Source organism: Gracilibacillus timonensis (assembly GCF_900086715.1).
GTDB lineage: Bacteria > Bacillota > Bacilli > Bacillales > Amphibacillaceae > Gracilibacillus > Gracilibacillus timonensis.
The window spans coordinates 924,564-941,714 of the sequence record NZ_FLKH01000012.1 but is presented as its reverse complement, the minus strand read 5'-3'; the positions used below and the strand labels follow the sequence as shown (position 1 = coordinate 941,714).

Genomic DNA, 17,151 nt, shown 5'->3' with positions numbered 1-17,151 from the left:
TTCACCTCCTCCTTACATACAGAAAATATGCTTGCCAATTCGTTTAATTTGCGGTCGAGACCAAATCCATCCTGATGTCGCCGTGTCAGGATTGAAATAATACAAGGCTTCACCAGTTGGATCCCAACCATTGATAGCATCTAGCACTGCCTTACTCGCATTTTCATTTGGGGTAAGCCAGATCTGTCCATCACTGACCGCTGTAAATGCCCTTGGTTCAAAGATTACCCCCGATACCGTATTCGGAAAGGTTGGACTTTCTACTCGATTTAGAATAACGGAAGCAACCGCTACTTGCCCTTCGTATGGTTCTCCTCTCGCCTCTCCGTATACGGCATTCGCCATGATCTGAATATCGTTTTGTGAGAAACCTTGTGGAATATTAACGGCGGTAGGTTCTAAATCTCCAGTTCCCTCCCCAGCACCCTGATCACTAGCTGGGTCATTTGATTCCGATCGATCTGTACCACCATAATGATTGAATTTATTTCCTTCTTGTATCTGCTGATGCACATATTCCTTGTCAAATTCACTCGCTTCTGCCAGTTTTTGTTTAGCCGATTGTCCTGCTAAACCGTCGATTTCCATCCCAAATTCATATTGGAAATTTCGTAATGCCCAATAGGTTCCCCAACCAAACACACCATCAATATTCCCATTATAAAATCCTAAATATTGAAGTCTTGCCTGGAGTTCAATAACATCGTCCCCAGTGGCACCATGCTGAATGACTTGGTCCGAAAAACCATCCACTTCTGTTTCATATAAGTTTAGCGTACAGATCATAAGCAGCAAAAAACTAATGATAAATTTTTTCTTCATATCATGTTACCTCCACACATCGAATAAAGTTGCTTCACTTAGGGATAGCTTTTTATAAATAAGAAAAAATATACATCCTGAGTGTAAGTTTGCCAAAAAACGAAGGTATTTGTTCCAAAACAAGAAAACGGGCAAAAACACAGCCAGTCCTTTACGAATAACTCAAAGCAGCCACTGAACTGCCTTAAGACGGAGGATGTTAAGTAGTCCACTTTCCTGAGTGGAATGATGGAATCAACTACTTTACACACCGACGAGCTCATAATCTAAATCATTCCACATCCTATTATGCCAAAGGTTATATGTTTCCTAATCTTATAAAAAGAGACGACAGATTCTCATGAATCCATCGTCTCTTTTTGATCGCAGTTCATTCTAAATGTCTCTCAATTCCAAATCAGGCAACATCGTAGCATCTTGGAACTGAAGCTTGGTTATGCGCCCCATCGAAAACATATATGTCAGCCCCTCGCACTAGTTATAAGCTAATTCCTCAAAAAACACCACTTCCATTTTATATCAAAATGAAGTGGTGAGAGTACTCATACTTTTTTTAATTGATGTTTGCTAAACTCATTCGCTACCTTGACCTTTTTCAAACTCAACAACCATAACATTACCATAAAAGGAATGATGGCATAAAGCCATTGTGATTGAATCGTCTCCAAGATAAAGTCATATGTACCGTGCAGAAAAGTAGGCAGTAGTAATGCAATAAGTAATAATGGATATTTTCGCTTGTTGGTAAACTTTGCCCTTCCGACATAATATCCCATAATCACACCAAATAGGGCATGGGAAGAGACTGGGAAAATAGCCCGACTAAAAGCAAATTCAATCCCATGTGCAAATAAGTACAATACGTTTTCCACAGTAGCAAAGCCTAAACTGATGGATACACCGTAAACAATGCCATCATATACCGTATTAAATCTCGAATAACTATAGGTAGTCACTAAAAATATAAACCATTTGAAGAATTCTTCAAACAAGCCATATAAGAAATAAGACTGTAGAAAGGAATGCTGAATCATCCCTTCTTCGATAAAGGCATATTGAATAAACATAATGGGGAACACTAATAGCGCCCCATAAATAAAGGTGCGAAAAATGGCCAGGATAGGTTCTAGTTCATATTCATCTTTTAAATAAAAGAACGATAACAGGGCAAATGCTGGTGCAATCGCAACAGATACCAGTGCGAACAAGATGACTCACCTACTTTCTTTCTCTCCATAATTATGGCATAATTTGAAGATAGATGCAGTAAAAAAGGTCATTATATTTATCTCGGTAAGAACGCCCATCAACCTCATACTTCCAAAAGTCTTTTTAGGTCTAATAATAGAAGCAAGGACCTCTTACATTCAGGTCATAAAGGAGATGTTGAAAGCTTTTCTATGAGGGAGAGAGAGGATTAGTGCCTTTCCTATTGTTGTACATCAGAAAAAAGTTTCCTTGCTATATTTCAAGTGACAAACGTGTTATCATGTATATTGTTGAAAAAAGAAGCCGTTGTGAATTATTGAAGGAGTGTATCATCGATGCAAGAAGAGAAAGTTATTGTTATTGGTGCAGGTCCTTGTGGCATGTCTGCAGCAATCGAATTACAGAACGTAGGGATCGACCCTTTAATTATCGAAAAGGGTAATATTGTCGATGCGATTTATCAGTATCCCACCCACCAAACATTTTTTAGTTCCAGTGATAAACTAGAAATCGGTGATGTGGCATTTGTAACAGAAAAGAACAAACCGGTTAGAAACCAAGCATTAGCCTATTATCGAACCGTTGCCGTTAGAAAAAATCTTCGGATTAACAGCTATGAAGAAGTAATAGAGTTACAACAATTAGATCACGGTTTTGCTTTAGAAACGGTTAATCAGCATGGAGAAACCAAACGTTATCACTCCGATTATTGTATTATCGCTACTGGCTACTATGGTCAGCCAAATTACATGGGCATCGAGGGGGAAGGGCTCTCCAAGGTATCCCATTATTTTAAAGAAGCACACCCATTCTACCAACAAAATGTCGTCATTATTGGTGGTAAGAACTCTGCTGTCGATGCGGGAATCGAATTGCATAAAGCTGGGGCAAATGTTACCGTGCTCTATCGTGGCAATGATTATTCAAGCAGTGTCAAGCCATGGATATTGCCCGAGTTCGCCTCTTTAGTGAAAAATAACAAGATTGATATGGAGTTTAATGCCACGATCGATAAAATAACAAAACATGATTTAACCTATACGGTAAACGGCGAAACCCATACGATTGCTAACGATTATGTCTTTGCGATGACAGGCTATCAACCGAATCAACAGTTTTTAAAAGCAGCAGGAGTCTCTATTGAACAAGATACAGGAAGACCTAGCTTTGATAAAGAAACGATGGAGACCAATGTAAATAATATATTTATTGCAGGGGTTATTGCAGCAGGATATGATAACAACGAAATTTTCATTGAAAACGGACGCTTTCATGGTAGCCTTATCGCTCGCCGTATCCAGCAAAAAGAACAAAACAGAGCAGACTAACAGAAGACACAAAAGCTGCCTTGTCGCTAAGCCAACAAGGCAGTTTTTTCGTATGCAGAAACTTTAAGTCGGGCAGACTCTTTACCAAATGTCAGCATAAAGATCCAATGTTAACTACCAATAAGATGGATGATGTAAAGTAAGTCGCCCACTTTTCCGAGGTGAATTTGATCGTTTTACCCGCGCGAAGCAAGCGCTCCGGGAATATGGTGCGCTTTTACCCACAAAGAAGGCATAAGTCAACAAGCGACTCAAGCAAAGAACACTCTCGCCATCTTACCTATATCGTGGGGTCGGGTCGGCTTCAGCTAACTAAAAACTCGCAGCAAAGCTACTTCATTATCGCTCTTCCTCCTCTATTTACAAAACTAGGTTCTGTCCCAAAAACGTTGTTCTGCGATTGCCGAAACGAAATCTTCAGCAAAGTCAGGATTATTCCTGTTAAAAACAACACCTTCTAAATTATTTTCCTGTGATGCCTGGATATAAGATTCGCCAGTTGAGGCAATACCCATTGGTTTATAATGCTTATAAGCTACATGTACGAATTCGGCCACGTTGGCATTGAAATTCATTTGATTCCCTGACCTTCCACCAACGACATACAGCGAATCAACGAGATACGGGCTTGTCGTAATAAAGGTTTTATCTACTTGGAGCTCTGTTCCATTCGCACCCGTAACCGCACCTAAATTTTCACTCACCATCTCCATAAAAACCCCATTGTCTTGTAAGACTTGAAGTACAGTGGTCACTTCATTATCATCAAAACCATCGCCAATCAGCACACCGACTTTTTGTGTATAAGCATAACGAGGCGTGTTCGCTTGGCTAAGGGCAGGAGAACTTGTCGAGACAGGCACTTGTTCTCCACTCGGACGTTGCACCCCAAGATTATCTGCAACCACGTTCGCCATTGCCTTATCTACGTGCACTAGGAGATCAACGTTTTGCTGACGGACGGATTCGCTTTTGACGCTTCCAATCTGATAACTCAATCCGCCAATCATATGTTGTTTTTCCACAGGAGACAGACTATTCCAGAATATCCTCGGCTGCGAAAAAAAATCATCAAACGATTTGCTTCTTCCCCGTATGACCCGGCCTTCTACTTTGGCTGGATAATGCGCATAACCGCCTTCCTCTGGTGGTGTCGTATAAGGAGTGTTGTCTGCTAACGAGTTTTTGTGGTAATTTACCTGATCGACATCAATACGATACCTCATAAAACCTTGTCGCTGATTATTATGAAACGGACAAATGGGACGATTAATCGGTAAGTCTTGGAAATTCGCTCCACCAAGGCGATGGTATTGAGCACTTTGGTAAGCAAATAACCTTCCTTGCAAAACCGGGTCATTAGAAAAACCGATGCCAGGAACCACATTAGCAGGATTAAAGGCTACTTGCTCTACTTCGGCAAATTCATTATCTACATTTCGATTTAACGTCATTTTTCCAATAAGCTGCACTGGAATAAGCTCTTCCGGCCAAAATTTAGCAGGATCAAGAATATCAAAATCAAAGTTGAACTCATCTTCTTGTGCGATCAGCTGCACACCCAGTTCATATTCAGGATAAGCGCCGTTTTCAATTGCCTCGATCAGATCCCGCCGATGAAAATCTGGATCGATTCCACCTATTTTCATGGCCTCATCTTGAAGCAGGGAATGGACACCAAGTACAGGCTTCCAAACAAATCTTACAAAGGTTGCCGTGCCTTCTTCATTGACAAATAGGTACGTATTAATCGACCAAGATTCCATCATTCGATAGCTTCTTAAAATGCCACGATCTGACATGACCCACAGAGCCATATGAAGCGCTTCTGGATTATTAGCTACATAATCCCAAAAATTGTCGTGTGCCCCAGAAGCAGTTGGAATATCGGTACGAGGCTCACTCTTATAAGCATGTATGACATCCGGAAACTTCATCGGGTCTTGATTGATTAGTACAGGCATGGCAATCGTTGTCAGGTCGTAATTTCCCTCTTCCGTATAAAATTTCACACCTAAACAACGTAAATCCCTAGCCGTATCCATAGAGCCTTTTCCACCTTGCACGGTAGAAAAACGAACAAACAAAGGGGTCTTTTGACCACTCTCTTGTAAAAAACCTGCTTTTGTAAATGCTTCCATCGACTGATAACATTCAAATTCTCCATGAGCTCCGTAGCCTCTTGCATGAACAACCCTTTCTGGTATCCGTTCTCGAACAAAGTGGGTCATTTTTTCAAAATAATGAAAATCTTCCTGCAAGGCAGGACCTCGAACGCCTGCTTTTAAGGTCTCTTCATCATTTGACACTTTTAAAGATGCATTAGTGGTCATTGGCTTGCCTGTATTTTTGACGCGATATTGTTCCAATTGTTCATTTTTACTTGTGCCGTCAACAGGTTTTTGGTTTCTTGATGACTTCTCATCCATGTAATCGTCCTCCCTAACCTCAAAGATATACATATCATTTCTATATTTACGCGCCATTGCTTAAATTAGAACTTTTCTATTATCTTTTTGGAGTGGACGATTCGATCGTTGGTGATATGCCGCGTTTCTCGCATTTTTCCATATCCAACCATGATCACTATCTATTAGCGATTTCAAGCATTCGTTTTGCATAATCAACCGCTGTCACTTCGGCACCAGCTTTCGCCAATTTCCGACTTAGATACCCTTCCCCACAACCTGCATCTAGAATGCGCTTTCCTTTGATATCTCCCAATAATTTGAATAATACAGGATTAAGAAGGACTTCTTTATGGGTATCCCCATGTTCTGTATGTGTTTCGGCATACTCCTCTGCAAATCGCTCCCAGCGTTTGATTGCTTCTTCGGTACTAGCCTGCAACTTCATTATTTTTCCTCCCTCACCACAAAATAAAACCGATTAATCCAGCTAACAGCAGGAAAATAATCACTATACGCAATAAGCCAGGAGAAACCTTCCATTTCGTTTTTCCCTTCTTCTGTGAATGAAGTTCACTTCTTGGTGGAAGCTGAGGCTTGCTGGTATTCGTTGCTACCTTGTTCCTTAACGATGCTGCTTGATCCTTTTTATTTTTTTCACTCATTGAATAGCCACCCTTCCTGATCGAATGATACATGCTTGTATAACATTAACAACAAAATGTAACACGATGACGACTAGCAAACTATCTGTCCACCAATACACGAATCCCAGCCAAAAACTTAATATAAGTACACCGGTAAATAACGCCACCTTGGTTAAGTATCGAATATGAATCAAGGCAAACAGCACGCTGGCGACGAATAGACCGAACTGAGTTTGAATGACCCCGCGAAACAGCCATTCTTCCACAAAGGCAACGACCATACAAAGGAGAATAATCTCCAGATACGATCCTTCACGAAAGAGTTTCTCATTAATTCCGCCATCATTCCACCACGTCTTCGGTACTAACCACATCATCAACAGATCTAATAAAACAATAATAAGGGCAGAACCGATACCAAATAAGAGAATGGACGGAAGCGACCAAACGAATAGTGAAGTGAACGCGCTCCAATCATCAAAGAGTATCCAGCTGGCGATCAAGGCAATGATGGCGATCAGACCTTGCGAGATCCAAGTTTGTTGTTTTAACTGCTGGCTGGTAAGCTGCTTGACTAATTCTGCTTGTCTATTTTTCATTGCTTACTCCTTGATATAAGATTTGCTTGAGTGTCTCTTGCCAACCTAGTGTTTTCTCAACGCGTTTTTGTTCTGTAGGCTGCCATTTCCTCCATTCGAAATCACAAGCATCACAACACATATAGTCAGGAGTTTGAAACGCTGGCTGAAAAGGTTGGAATAACTTTTTTCTTTTACAACTACTTGTATATAACCAATTCACCATTTCGTTTAGTTTGTTGATCTTATATTGATAGCGCTGCTCCACTAGCTGTTCTAGCTCCAGAAAGACCTGTTCTTCCGTCACCTTTTCCAGGACAAAGTGATAATCAACTAATACTCCCAACCTTTCTAGTTGAAAGACAAAAAATCGCCAATAGGTCTCTTGTCCATCAGCCATTAACATACAAGCCTCTTTAGCTTGGTCATAGGTGTACCCTTTTTGATAAATGCCATGTAAGGCAGATTGTAGCCAATCTATAGAAGGCAGTTCCGATTCAATTAAACGTCGCGGAATGATCTGATCACTCTCATGGTATAACACCAGACTGACCGATTCTTGCCCATCCCTTCCCGATCTGCCGACTTCCTGAATAAAAGATTCGATTTGTGAAGGGGCATGATAATGAATCACCAATTGAATATCCTTCTTGTTTATACCCATTCCAAATGCGTTGGTGCAACAAATCACATCTAATTGTTCCTGCATAAATTGCTGTTGTATTAATAAGCGGTCAGAATGGGACAAGCCCCCGTGATAAAAAGCAATCTTGCGTTGGGGAAGCTGTTCCTGGAGCTGCATAGCTATCCTTGCTGCTTCCTTACGACTAGAAAAATAAATCAATGTTGGTACATGATAGATACGTAATAGCTCTCTCAGCCGTAGCTCTTTATCCTGGACAGCTTCCATATGCTCTACCGTAAATGCAATATTTGGCTTATCCATAGGATACACAAATTCTTGTAAATTGGCTAGGTCTAATGCCTTTTTAATATCGTCTTGGACGTCTGGTGTAGCCGTAGCCGTAAGCGCCAATACCGGAGGTGAATTCAGCTGCTTCATTACCTGTTTCAAGCGTAAATAGTCTGGACGAAACTCGTGACCCCACTGTGAAATACAATGGGCTTCGTCTACCACAAATAGGTCGATTTTTATTTGTTGTAATGGACGTCTTACTCGCTCGCTTTGTAACATCTCTGGTGAAATATAGATTAGTTGATACGCTTGCAGATTAGCCAAACAGTGATTTCTTTCCTGAAGGGTCATCATGCTGTTAAGCGCCGCCACACGTTTAATCCCTTGTGCCTTTAATTGCTTCACTTGATCAGTCATCAAGGAGAGTAAAGGAGAAATAACGACTACCAGCCCATCTAACAACATCGCCGGTAATTGATAACAAATTGATTTGCCTGTACCTGTTGGCAATACGGCGAATACATGCTGTCTGGCTAATACCGCTTCAATAATCTCTTGCTGCCCTTTACGAAAATCGGAGTAGCCAAAATAATTATGTAAATAATGTGCTAATTTGTTATTCGACATGGTGCATTGCTCCTTCTGCTTTTCATTGGACCTATCTTTCCAGTGCCATCACGAGCTTGATTTGAAAAAAGCTAATCTGCTCAGGAAGGTTTTCTTTTATCGTTTTTAGCTTACGTGAGCGCAAACCATGCAAGACTTGGCTAATCTGTTGATATTCGTCATCCGTCATAAATGTTTGCCAAGCCACCTGTTTAGAATGATAAGCAATTTCTACAATATGATCCATAATGGTATTGGCCTTCAAATGACGTATGTCTGCCATTTGATCAATCGTTAACTGCTGATGCAGTAATTGATTGGTCTTCTTAGCAGAGGCACTAATCATCAAGGTGGCTGGATGATGCGGATACAAGCGAGACAGGACAGGAAAGTCCTCTGTATCAATCACTGTTTGACACATGGCATGCATCATATTCGTATAGATAAGGGAAACATCAAGTGGTGCTAACTGATATTTCGTTGCTATTTGATATGTACTAAGACCTACACGTTTTGCAGAAGTTAAATGGTCAACCAGTACTCCAGCCATCGATTCAGGGTAACTTGCCAACATGCGATGCAATTCCTGATATAATTGTTCAAGCCATGCTGCCGTTGATTGTGGCTGCACTTCCTGCCACAGCTTCTTCACAAATCGTTGTGCCTCGACATCTTCAACAATCGGGACAAATCTGGTATTTCCTTGATGCAGATGTGTCAATGTTTGAATAAACAAGAGCAAATGCTGGGAGAACTGTTGTCCACTTTGATGAAATCCTGCCCCATCCAAAAACAAAACAGACTGATATTGATCATGTAACCCCTTTGCTTCATTTCTCCCCTTTTCCGTTAATAATGCCTTCTGCTCTTCCGACATACAAATAAACCCCTGCTCGATCATTGACTTAATTTCTTGATCAAACTGCTCCCTTTTCAGCGTTCTTGCAATACCATAATAACGGGTTAATCCATATAAATGACTGTCCTGGATCGTTTGCGTCGCCTTTTTAGCCGTTAATAAGTGAAATATATTGTAAATCGTTCGCTCCGCCTTTATTTTCTCGAGACAGTCTAACAAAATATATATAAACATAAATACACCTCAGATTGGTAATACTTTTATTTTATCAGACTTTGCTATCGTTTGGATACGGCATCATTGTATATCCATTTAAAATTTGGTACGCTTATAGCAGGAATTATCAGGATTACTTTGGATAAAAATAGAGGAACAAACGATTTTATCGAAATTTTCAATACATTAAGAAAAAGGGAAGTGGCTTTTTTGCCTTATTATACATGGATTAACCAAGAAACTTGTATTGCTTGCGGTGTGTGTGGTGCTACTGCTCCTGACCTGTTCGATTACGATGAGGAAGGAATCGCATTCGGCAGACGCGATCACAATAGTGGAGAACAGTCAGTACCTGAGCAATTAATGGAGGATTTATTGGATGCACAGGATGGATGCCCAACGGAATCGGTGCGAATAAAAGAAGGTGAGAAGTAACAGTTGGATGCGTGAAGGAGCTTAGCCCTCTTGCATCTCAACTGTTTTTCTTTATCAGTAGAAAACTTAACATACGTGGTGTAATAGGATTGGGATTGGATCGATTTTGATTTGGAACAAAGTGAAGTTTTTCTTATACCTTAGGGACTAGATCATCTCCATTACAAGAAATTTGATCAATGGTAAAATAGATACTTCTAGTAAAACGATCGTTTTCGCTGAAAGATTCGATAGAGTATCGGATAGAGAATAATCATAAAAATCACATTGCCGATAGCGTGTGCCGTGTCAAATGAAATGCCCGCCAAGTAATAACTCCAAAAATTTCCGCTGGCGACGGTATACGTGCCTAAATTGAGCAGCAAGCCATATAGATAAGCCGCTATAAAAGAAAAAACCGTGAGCCATAGTAACTGATGTTTACACGTACATTTACCAATTAATCCTGCCACAAGACCAATCACGGACCAAGCAAGCATCTGCCAAACCGTCCACAGGCCCATGCCCATAAACAAACTAGTCACATAGGCCGTAATAAGTGCTATACAAATAGCTGGACCAATCCCAAGCATTGCCCCTGAAATAATAATCAGTGACGTGACAGGCTGGACATTAGCGATCATTTGAAAAGCAAGCCTGCCCACCACACATACAGCGGCCAATAGGGCAATCAGCGTCAATTTATAGGTGTTCACTTGGATTACTCCATCTTTTCTAAACTTAAGGTAATCTCATCTTGATCGCTAACTTCATATTCAGACATGCCGACATTGGCCATTTCTCCGTTCACTTCATAGACCCAATATACATTGTTTTCTTCATCTTGCTGGTGACCTTCAATTCCTGTCAAAAAACCTTCATTCGTTAGCTCCACCTGCTCATAATTCTCTTGCAAAATGGTAAGTATGTCGCTTCCTGACTCCACTTGCAGCTCCTCATCACTAATAACCGTATCTGACGAATGATCCGAAATCGTGATCGATACATTGACTTCTTCCACGGCTTCGTCTGATGTATTTGTATCTTGTTGATTATCAGGATTTTCACTATCACCACAAGCTGCCAATCCCACCAGTAAAATGATACCAATCATAAATCTTCTAAAAAAAGCCATTTATATCTCCCCCATCCTATTCTCATTATGGAGGATACAAGCCATGTATAAGTATGTATACAGCAATACTTCCTTACACGCTCAATCCTCGAAGCATGATCCTATATTTAAAGGCAGGTCTCCTGGCTTATGTGTAAATACCAAAAAGCACCTTCCCATACCTCCTTCGTGGTACAGTGGCTTTTGCTCTATGGCTGGACACATTTACAGTTGCGAGGACAGCTCTGGATTTTAACCAGATTCCCTATCAAGTAAGTACACCTTTAAACATAACCCATTCATTCATGATTTATTTCAAATTTATATCCCACACCCCAAACTGTTACAATCATTTTGGCAGCATCCTTGGATACCTTGCTTAATTTCTCTCGAAGTCGTTTGACGTGGGTATCTACGGTACGTAAATCACCAAAAAATTCATATTTCCAAACTTCTTTTAATAATGCTTCTCGCTCAAATACCTTATCTGGTGCTTTGGCAAGGAATAATAACAATTCATATTCCTTTGGTGTTAAACTTACTTCTTTATTATCTGCTAACACGCGGTGCGCATCATTATCAATGGTCAAATGAGGGAACTCGATAATATCCTTTGATTCTTGCGAGGTATTCACGTTTTTTGAGGTGGAAGCTCTTCTTAATAAGGCCTTTACCCTTAATACTACTTCACGCGGGCTGAAAGGTTTGACAATATAATCATCAGTTCCCGCTTCAAATCCTTGAATACGATTTAATTCTTCCCCTTTAGCAGTCAGCATAATGACCGGTGTGCTTTTCTTTTTACGAAGTGCTTTACATACCTCAACACCATCCTTGCCAGGCATCATTAAGTCCAGTAAAATCACCTCATACTCTTCTGATAGTGCCTTTTTCAGTGCCTCTTCACCATCACCTGCTTCTTCCACTGTATATCCTTCTCTTTCTAAATACATTTTCAATAATCTGCGAATACGCTCTTCATCATCAACTACCAATACTTTGTGCTCTTCCTGTACATCCATTTCTTCTTCTCCCCCTCCTTCCTCTTTATCTAGTATATAATTAAAAAGCACAAGAGACAAATAATCACTTGTACTTTTCAACTCATAAATATACTTAAAGAGGATGGTTCTTACGCATAAGAATGTAATCCCACTAAAACGAGATTCACTACAATCAAGTTAAACATGATGACCGCAAATCCGATGACCGCAAGCCAAGCGGAGCGTTCGCCATGCCAGCCTCGCGACAATCGCAGGTGTAAAAATATCGCGTAGAAGAACCAGGTAATCAAAGCCCAGACCTCTTTAGGATCCCAGCCCCAATATCGTTGCCATGCCTCATGTGCCCAAATAGAAGCAAAGATAAGACCGCCTAACGTAAAGACAGGGAAACCAATGGCTACGGCTCGATAACATACCTCATCCAATAATTCCGGATTGGCCTTTTTCAACATTGGTTGAATCACATGGGCAATACGTTTCCTAAATACTAAACGTGCCAATAAGTATAATAGTAATCCTACACCTAACGACCATACCAATGTATTCAGCTTTCGCGGGGCTTCATCCCCATGGAGAAATTCAGGTGCAGTCAATAAAGCATCCATACGGCCATCCGTTGCTAACTCTGAACCTTTCAACCCGAATATAGCCGGTAAATGATAGTCTAAAACAGCCTCTGTTTCCTCACCCGTTTCTTCGTTTATCTGAGTATACACAAAATCCGCTTCATAGTTCATCATATTAAAACTAGTTGTTACTAAGATAAAAGCAATCGTAGAACAGACACCATACATTACTACTTCCAGCCATTTTGTCTTATAAGTTGATTTCTCTTGATTCACTTGACGTATTAAATAAATAACCCCAGCAACAAAACTAATCGCCAAAATCGCTTCACCAAGAGCAACCGTAGTGACATGGATGTACAACCAATGGCTCTGTAATGCCGGTATCAAAGGTGATACATCTCTCGGATACATACTAGCATATGCAATAATAATCAACACGATCGGCAGGGTAAACAACCCTAATAGTGCCAGCTTATAAATGGAATAAAGAATGATTAAAGCTACCACCAGCATCATACTAAAAAAGGTAATAAACTCAAATAAATTACTGACTGGTGCATGTCCAGATCCAAGCCATCTCGTTACAAAATAACCAATCTGGGTTAACAAACCAATGACCGTTAATCCAATCGCTAGTTTATTCATGAAAGTGAATTGTTTTTCATGACGCTTATCACGTACCGTTGCCGCAAAAAAAACAATCGCTATCAGGTAAATAACAAACGCCGTATACAGCAATGTACTGCTAAGACTTAATAAATCCATCTATCTCCACCCCTTTCCTTACCATCCACGGTAATGTGGCATTCTTTTCGTTATTTTTTTTCTTGATCTTGAATGTCATGAAACGGTGTTCCTTCCGTTGTTTTCATCAATTCATTGTGAAAACCATACCAGTTTTTATTCGTGTGACCAGCCAAATAAAGCTTGTCTGTGGTTGGGTGTATCCAGACACGACGATGCTGCCAGTACATACCTTGAATCACACCAATCATGAAAATGGCAGCGCCCAAACCTAGAATTGGTAACGTTAAATCCTTCCGCACCGTGAGCCCTGTCACATCACGTACATCAAAATCAGTTAAAGTCAATTTATATTGGTTATCCCCTGCTGGAAGATTCTGTCCAATCGCTAGAAAGCTTACTTCTGGTTCCTCCATCTCCGGTCCATACACGAAAAATACAAAACCTGGTTTACGTGGATAATTAGACACCGTTCTAGGTTCACCATCACTTAATTCATAATCTGGATAATATTCGTTTAACTCGACACGATAACCGTTATCGAATTGATACACTCGCTCAGGCTCTACTAAATCTACAGTAAAGTCTAAAATCGCTTCTTCATCCTCATCATCTGTTTCATGCAGCTTGAAGGACATACTCTGAAATTCGTTTAATTGATAACTATCTTGAAAAAGACCGAAATGGTCAAACTCCAAAGGGTGGTTTACGACAATACCTCCATCCATCACTTTTTCCAGTTCCGGTTCGGAAATGACATCATCACTCGATGTATCGCGATAAATGGTAGCCTTTGTCTCAAAGTGTTTTGGAACAATTTCATTATTTTCTTCTAAGGCCGTTTGATACAGCGCATCTTCTTCCGATTCGCCGTACACCTCAAATATAAAATCATTATTTTTTATGTAATATTCCTGGTTTGTTCCCGGGATAACATCCGTATCACCTTCACGTACCCACATAAATTCATCTACATACATAGCTGGTAGAAAACGGATCAACGTACCTGCCAAGAAAATAATCAAACCTAAATGGTTCACATAAGGGCCCCATCTAGAGAATCTACCTTTTTCCGCTAGAAAATGTCCATCTTTTTCGCTTATTTTGTAACGCTTCTTTTTAAAGTGATTAATCAGAGCCTGCTTGTCCTCTTCTGTATAGCTAGAGCCAGCATACTCTCCATAGAGCTTTTGCCGCTTCAGAAATTTCGGATGACGCTTAACTGCTTGATGTTTTAATGCGCGATACAATGGCACCCCGCGGTCAATGCTGACAATAAAGATCGACATACCGATCAATGCAATCAAAATCATATACCACCAGGAACCATATAAATCATGAAAACCAAGCTGATAATAGATTTGCCCCGGCAGTCCATATTGATCTCGGTAATGTTCACTAGCATCAACAGCTTGCGGGATATACATTTCCTGAGGATAGATCGTGCCAATTGCAGACGCCACCAAGGCGATTGCGATTAAGCTGACCCCTATCTTAATCGAAGAAAAAAAGTTCCATATCTTATCAATGATAGAGCGATTTCTTGTTTTAGAACGAATCGCCGTTCCATCATAACGCATATTCAATAAGGTATTATTCTTATCATTATCTAAGGGCTTGCCGCAATTGGCACAAATGGTGGTACCTTCCTTATTGTGATGTCCGCATGTATCACAAACTTTCTCGTTCATTCAAACCCCTCACGATCCTTCTGGTACTATTTGTTGCAAATAACCTTCTAAGTTCTCTAAAGTGAGCTCACCTAGCACACGTTCCTGTACAACGCCATGTTCATCAATAAAATAAGTGGTTGGCAACGGTCGAACCCCATAGGCATCTAGAACTTGTTTATTTTCGTCATGGACAATCGGAAAAGTAAGTCCATATTTGTTTGCAAAATTATCAATGACCAACTCAGTGGAATCCACGCTTACTGCAATAATTTCCACACCTTTTTCCTTATATTCAGGATATAGTTGTTCCATATATGGCATTTCCCGCTCACATGGCTCACACCAGGTCCCCCAGAAATTAAGCATGACACCTTTGCCTTCATAATCGGATAGCTGCAGGTTATTTGCCTCTTCGGTTGTCGCCACCTGCTTCAGTGAAAAATCAAGTGCTTCATCGCCTACATCTACTATCGCACCTTCATCGGCTGTCAGATTATTAAATACCGCAAATACTAACGCTCCGAACAAAACCACTAAAATGGATAAACGAAAAATAAAACGATTACGCTTTTTTTTCTGTTTATTCTGGTTCGCCTGTTCGACTTTACTCATCGCGATTCACTCCCTTTCCACATTGTATCATTTTGTAGCATGCGAAATTGTGACAGTTATCCAACAATTATTTGGCTAATTTTTTCAATTCTGCTATTTCTTGCGGAGTTAATTCACGATAATCTCCTGGTGTTAATCCTTCCGTAGTGAGAAAACCGAATTTCTCCCGCTTTAATTTCTGCACGGGTGTTTCAATCGCTTCAAACATTCGCCTTATTTGACGGTTCTTGCCTTGTTGAAGAACCATTTTAATAATCGCTGTCTGCTTCTTGTGATCAACCGACATCGTTTTAACATAACGGGCTTTGAGAACGTCACCTTCCGAGCGTATCCCTTTTTTAAAAAGATGCAGTTTTTCCTTTGATGGAATCCCTCTTGTTTTTACAACATACTCTTTATTTATTTGATGGCTAGGATGTAATAACAGATTGGTAAAATCCCCATCGTTCGTCATAATTAATACACCAGAGGTATCATAATCCAATCTGCCTACCGGATATAATCGCTCCGGATAGGCTTCAAAAAAATCGGTTACCGTTTTACGATTTTTGTCATCCGAGGCACTCGTAATCACCCCGCGCGGTTTATACAATAAGAAATAGCGTTTTTCTTCTTGTTCAATCGGCACACCATCTACTTTAATTTCATCTTTCTCCGAGACTTTCGTGCCAAGTTCGGTTACCCGTTTACCATTCACTTCTACTTGTCCACGTTCAATGAGAGTCTCCGATTTACGCCGGGACGCTATCCCGCTACGGGCAATTACCTTTTGCAGTCGTTCCATGATTACATCACGCTTCCTTCACCTTTATATTCCTAGCCATTGCTCTATGCAGCATACTGCCTGAACACGACATCATTTCTAATGAAAACGAGTAGCGCTTTTACCAGGCGCTACTACGCAAATAACCAAGTGACAATGATTACCGACATTATTATACCAATAAAGTCGGCAATCAGTCCAATTTTTAGAGCGTTTCCCATTCTTTTTATTCCTACTGCCCCAAAATATACGGTTAAGATATAAAAGGTGGTATCTGTACTTCCTTGCATTGTCGAGGCAAGTTTACCCAAAAAAGAATCCGGTCCATGTGTTTGAATAATATCAGTGGTTACCCCTAAGGCAGCCGTTCCTGAAATGGGCCGTAGAATTGCTAGCGGGGCAATCTCCGCCGGCACGCCAATCATTGATAAAAACGGTTCTAACAGTCCAATAAAGGCATCGAGCGCCCCTGAACTTCTTAATATGGCAATTGCTACAAGCATTCCCAGTAAAAAAGGAAGTAAAGAGACCGCCATGTGTAAGCCTTCTTTACCTCCTTCTACAAACACCTCATATGCCGGAACCCGTCTGATAATTGCCATCATTAATATGAGCATAATCAGCAATGGAACGAGCCATACACTGATGGTAGTAAATAAATCGATCACT

The 17,151-nt window shown here is 40.5% G+C and carries 17 protein-coding genes, 1 pseudogene and 1 riboswitch; of the genes and pseudogenes, 2 read left to right on the top strand and 16 right to left on the bottom strand.

Annotated elements, in window-relative coordinates; translation table 11 throughout:
* Positions 1 to 12: 12 nt before the first annotated feature.
* On the bottom strand, positions 13 to 822 hold the full coding sequence (gene sleB / locus BN6556_RS15675) for a spore cortex-lytic enzyme (protein WP_066193162.1): 810 nt from the start codon (positions 820 to 822) through the stop codon (positions 13 to 15).
* 542 nt (positions 823 to 1,364) lie between these two features.
* The gene (prsW, locus tag BN6556_RS15670) at positions 1,365 to 2,030 is read right to left on the bottom strand and encodes a glutamic-type intramembrane protease PrsW (RefSeq protein ID WP_066193161.1); all 666 of its coding nucleotides are present in this window, start codon (positions 2,028 to 2,030) and stop codon (positions 1,365 to 1,367) included.
* A gap of 336 nt (positions 2,031 to 2,366) precedes the next feature.
* On the opposite strand from prsW, the gene BN6556_RS15665 reads away from it, so the two are divergent.
* Complete coding sequence (locus tag BN6556_RS15665; RefSeq protein WP_066193159.1) at positions 2,367 to 3,359, top strand: YpdA family putative bacillithiol disulfide reductase; 993 nt, start codon at positions 2,367 to 2,369, stop codon at positions 3,357 to 3,359.
* A gap of 368 nt (positions 3,360 to 3,727) precedes the next feature.
* Here the strand turns inward: BN6556_RS15665 and BN6556_RS15660 are convergent, their stop codons facing one another.
* The 6 genes and pseudogenes from BN6556_RS15660 to BN6556_RS15635 all read right to left on the bottom strand — a co-directional run bounded on the left by BN6556_RS15660 (position 3,728) and on the right by BN6556_RS15635 (position 9,607).
* On the bottom strand, positions 3,728 to 5,788 hold the full coding sequence (locus BN6556_RS15660; RefSeq protein ID WP_066193157.1) for a catalase: 2,061 nt from the start codon (positions 5,786 to 5,788) through the stop codon (positions 3,728 to 3,730).
* Between the two features lie 166 nt (positions 5,789 to 5,954).
* A pseudogene (locus BN6556_RS15655) lies at positions 5,955 to 6,215 on the bottom strand (class I SAM-dependent methyltransferase); the annotation flags it as partial.
* 13 nt (positions 6,216 to 6,228) lie between these two features.
* Entirely contained in the window at positions 6,229 to 6,432 is a 204-nt protein-coding gene (locus tag BN6556_RS15650) for a hypothetical protein (RefSeq protein WP_066193153.1), read from the bottom strand.
* Positions 6,429 to 7,013 carry a CPBP family intramembrane glutamic endopeptidase gene (locus BN6556_RS15645; protein ID WP_066193151.1) on the bottom strand — a complete coding sequence of 195 codons (585 nt, stop codon included), beginning with the start codon at positions 7,011 to 7,013 and terminating at the stop codon, positions 6,429 to 6,431. Before BN6556_RS15645 ends, BN6556_RS15650 begins: the two co-directional genes overlap by 4 nt.
* On the bottom strand, positions 7,003 to 8,535 hold the full coding sequence (locus BN6556_RS15640; RefSeq protein ID WP_066193149.1) for a RecQ family ATP-dependent DNA helicase: 1,533 nt from the start codon (positions 8,533 to 8,535) through the stop codon (positions 7,003 to 7,005). The genes BN6556_RS15645 and BN6556_RS15640 overlap by 11 nt, the downstream gene beginning before the upstream one ends.
* A gap of 31 nt (positions 8,536 to 8,566) precedes the next feature.
* Entirely contained in the window at positions 8,567 to 9,607 is a 1,041-nt protein-coding gene (locus tag BN6556_RS15635; RefSeq protein ID WP_066193148.1) for a helix-turn-helix domain-containing protein, read from the bottom strand.
* Positions 9,608 to 9,790: 183 nt separating this feature from the next.
* Between BN6556_RS15635 and BN6556_RS15630 the strand changes: the two genes are divergently transcribed.
* Positions 9,791 to 10,024 carry a ferredoxin gene (locus tag BN6556_RS15630; RefSeq protein WP_392388612.1) on the top strand — a complete coding sequence of 78 codons (234 nt, stop codon included), beginning with the start codon at positions 9,791 to 9,793 and terminating at the stop codon, positions 10,022 to 10,024.
* Positions 10,025 to 10,221: 197 nt separating this feature from the next.
* Here BN6556_RS15630 and BN6556_RS15625 read toward each other — a convergent pair whose 3' ends face one another.
* The 8 genes from BN6556_RS15625 to BN6556_RS15590 form a co-directional block, all read right to left on the bottom strand.
* Entirely contained in the window at positions 10,222 to 10,719 is a 498-nt protein-coding gene (locus BN6556_RS15625; RefSeq protein ID WP_066193147.1) for an ECF transporter S component, read from the bottom strand.
* Between the two features lie 5 nt (positions 10,720 to 10,724).
* A complete protein-coding gene (locus BN6556_RS15620) occupies positions 10,725 to 11,138 on the bottom strand; it encodes a DUF4430 domain-containing protein (protein ID WP_066193146.1) in 414 nt (137 codons plus the stop codon).
* A 95-nt stretch (positions 11,139 to 11,233) separates the two neighbouring features.
* Positions 11,234 to 11,418, bottom strand: a riboswitch (cobalamin riboswitch).
* Entirely contained in the window at positions 11,417 to 12,139 is a 723-nt protein-coding gene (locus BN6556_RS15615) for a response regulator transcription factor (protein ID WP_066193143.1), read from the bottom strand. (Overlaps the previous riboswitch by 2 nt.)
* Positions 12,140 to 12,249: 110 nt before the next feature.
* Positions 12,250 to 13,455, bottom strand: a complete 1,206-nt coding sequence (gene ccsB / locus BN6556_RS15610; RefSeq protein WP_066193141.1) for a c-type cytochrome biogenesis protein CcsB — start codon at positions 13,453 to 13,455, stop codon at positions 12,250 to 12,252.
* A gap of 50 nt (positions 13,456 to 13,505) precedes the next feature.
* Positions 13,506 to 15,125 (bottom strand): cytochrome c biogenesis protein ResB, encoded by a 1,620-nt coding sequence (locus tag BN6556_RS15605; protein WP_066193139.1) that lies wholly within the window; start codon positions 15,123 to 15,125, stop codon positions 13,506 to 13,508.
* 9 nt (positions 15,126 to 15,134) lie between these two features.
* Positions 15,135 to 15,719 (bottom strand): thiol-disulfide oxidoreductase ResA, encoded by a 585-nt coding sequence (gene resA / locus BN6556_RS15600; RefSeq protein WP_066193138.1) that lies wholly within the window; start codon positions 15,717 to 15,719, stop codon positions 15,135 to 15,137.
* A gap of 67 nt (positions 15,720 to 15,786) precedes the next feature.
* Complete coding sequence (locus tag BN6556_RS15595; RefSeq protein ID WP_066193137.1) at positions 15,787 to 16,503, bottom strand: pseudouridine synthase; 717 nt, start codon at positions 16,501 to 16,503, stop codon at positions 15,787 to 15,789.
* A gap of 113 nt (positions 16,504 to 16,616) precedes the next feature.
* Positions 16,617 to 17,147: a spore maturation protein gene (locus tag BN6556_RS15590; RefSeq protein ID WP_066196473.1), complete on the bottom strand. Its 531-nt coding sequence runs from the start codon at positions 17,145 to 17,147 to the stop codon at positions 16,617 to 16,619.
* Positions 17,148 to 17,151: the final 4 nt, after the last annotated feature.

Bases quoted from the DNA above. Each gene is read 5' to 3' on its own strand.
- sleB (WP_066193162.1), bottom strand. From the start codon at position 822: ATGAAGAAAAAATTTATCATTAGTTTTTTGCTGCTTATGATCTGTACG.
- BN6556_RS15665 (WP_066193159.1), top strand. From the start codon at position 2,367: ATGCAAGAAGAGAAAGTTATTGTTATTGGTGCAGGTCCTTGTGGCATG.
- BN6556_RS15660 (WP_066193157.1), bottom strand. From the start codon at position 5,788: ATGGATGAGAAGTCATCAAGAAACCAAAAACCTGTTGACGGCACAAGT.
- BN6556_RS15650 (WP_066193153.1), bottom strand. From the start codon at position 6,432: ATGAGTGAAAAAAATAAAAAGGATCAAGCAGCATCGTTAAGGAACAAG.
- BN6556_RS15645 (WP_066193151.1), bottom strand. From the start codon at position 7,013: ATGAAAAATAGACAAGCAGAATTAGTCAAGCAGCTTACCAGCCAGCAG.
- BN6556_RS15640 (WP_066193149.1), bottom strand. From the start codon at position 8,535: ATGTCGAATAACAAATTAGCACATTATTTACATAATTATTTTGGCTAC.
- BN6556_RS15635 (WP_066193148.1), bottom strand. From the start codon at position 9,607: ATGTTTATATATATTTTGTTAGACTGTCTCGAGAAAATAAAGGCGGAG.
- BN6556_RS15620 (WP_066193146.1), bottom strand. From the start codon at position 11,138: ATGGCTTTTTTTAGAAGATTTATGATTGGTATCATTTTACTGGTGGGA.
- BN6556_RS15615 (WP_066193143.1), bottom strand. From the start codon at position 12,139: ATGGATGTACAGGAAGAGCACAAAGTATTGGTAGTTGATGATGAAGAG.
- ccsB (WP_066193141.1), bottom strand. From the start codon at position 13,455: ATGGATTTATTAAGTCTTAGCAGTACATTGCTGTATACGGCGTTTGTT.
- BN6556_RS15605 (WP_066193139.1), bottom strand. From the start codon at position 15,125: ATGAACGAGAAAGTTTGTGATACATGCGGACATCACAATAAGGAAGGT.
- resA (WP_066193138.1), bottom strand. From the start codon at position 15,719: ATGAGTAAAGTCGAACAGGCGAACCAGAATAAACAGAAAAAAAAGCGT.
- BN6556_RS15595 (WP_066193137.1), bottom strand. From the start codon at position 16,503: ATGGAACGACTGCAAAAGGTAATTGCCCGTAGCGGGATAGCGTCCCGG.